Below are 1,738 nucleotides of genomic sequence, written 5' to 3'. Positions count from 1 at the left end.
GCCGGTCGGCTCAAGCACCTGCCCGCGTCACCCTACGACACAACATCTGGTGTGGTCGTGAACTGACCGGAGACCCGCACACCCACACAAACCGCGAAGAAGCCGGAAAGCAACCAGATCGGGTGCCGGCACAAACTTCGGAAATCTGTTCCGATCAAAAATCTTGTTAAATCTGCGCATTTTTCCGATTTTGCTAGTCGGCCACATCATTTTATCTAAGACAAGCACTGCTCGCAGTTCGTTTTCTACAACCGGCGTCTGCGACAAGATGTAGTCGTATGTTGCAATAATATGCAAAATCACTTCAGAAAAGCCAATCACTCCTCGATAGATTGGCTTGGCTTCGTCTGCGAGCGTTTGGGCCGGGAGGTAGTCGGGCGCTTGCACCGAACCGATCTTTCCGTTCGCAATTGCTTGATGATAATCTGACTGAGCGTCCAGTTGTCTTTGCCCAACCCTACCGCCATTGTGGGATATAGAATTGCGAAGTTCCTTAAAATATCGGAAGCAAATTAGTAGGCTGTCAATATTTGCTTCGTCAATTCTGCGCGCGGTTCTCTGATCCCATGTGACAGCACCTGCAACTAAGTTAGAGACGCCCAGCGTTGATCTTGCTTCAGAAAATCCACCGTTGTTTGATGCGCTTGGAAACTGAAGCTGTTTTTCAACTGCTCTCTTTTGAGAGTTGGAGAGGCTTGAAACTTCACAGATTGCCGAAACGTAGTCTTCAAAAATCGCGATAGTGTTTATGAGAATGAAGGACGCGAAGCTCCCGAGCTGTTCGTTCCAAGTGGTTTCAACTGTGGCCCTCTTTAGCGAGCCAGCACCAATGCCTGAACCACTCGCAAACCGCGCTTCAAGCATCTTCGCGTCGGCCTCAGGAACACTCGAAATATAGCCCTGCACCTGCCACCGGAGGTTCCAGAGAGAAATGGCCGTTGGATGGACAAAATCGAACAAGCGTGTGATTGACTTATGTGCATCACGAGACGCACGAAACACGTAGCGAGCATTGTCACCCATAGAAAACCCGTCTTTGAAATCAACTGACGTCAGTTTGTAGAATTTCGGACAACACGCAAGCAGATTGGCAAAGTGTATCCGAGATTTCGTCTCGTTGGGGGCACTTGACAAGACCAGATCCTCGCAGTCTGAAAGGCTTGCCTCGAGTAATTTCGTAGCGACGATCGGCTTCCGCACATCGCTGCCATTCGAACATGCTGCAGCATCAGACAATTTGGGCTCAAACCGGACCTTGAATCCTTTCTATGTTGAAGAAGGATTTCAAATAACTCGTCGCAGCTCAGCATTCAAGTTCGCCTTGCGGCAATGCAGCATGCACTTCCCCGCAATGGACTTCCTGCTGAACACGCTGTTTGATCGCTCCCAGCCGAATGCAGACCAAAATACAAAGCGGAGAATTGCGTACGGTGTCGGGCAGTTCCCCAAGACGTTCGTGAAGGCATAGAATGGGGGGTGCTCCCAGTGCGGGCTCAGAAGATTGTCTTAAGCACTTTTCCCGTCCCCTCCACAAGCTCCGTTATCTCGTCCTTGGTTGGTTCGCGACCTTTGGCGTGACTGCAAACATTCCGAGTATCAGCAAGGCTCTGAATAAACCGCTCCTGAGCAAGTTTAGAGTATCCGTCTTGATCAAGCTGTTTTTGGCGTCCATTCTCGGTCTTGTCGGACGAGTGCGTTGGCCAGTTCGATGAGCTTTCGCATGAGGGCTGTCAGAGCG

The 1,738-nt window shown here is 50.5% G+C and carries 1 protein-coding gene; it reads right to left on the bottom strand.

The genetic code is table 11. From position 1 onward, the window contains the following. Nucleotides 1-27: 27 nt before the first annotated feature. Entirely contained in the window at nt 28-1,236 is a 1,209-nt protein-coding gene (locus tag V8352_RS21690) for a hypothetical protein (RefSeq protein ID WP_336426332.1), read from the bottom strand. Nucleotides 1,237-1,738 lie beyond the last annotated feature (502 nt).

The organism is Roseovarius sp. D0-M9 (assembly GCF_037083805.1).
Lineage (GTDB): Bacteria > Pseudomonadota > Alphaproteobacteria > Rhodobacterales > Rhodobacteraceae > Roseovarius.
The sequence above is the reverse complement of the archived record's forward strand: the minus strand, read 5'-3'. Positions and strand labels throughout refer to the sequence as shown.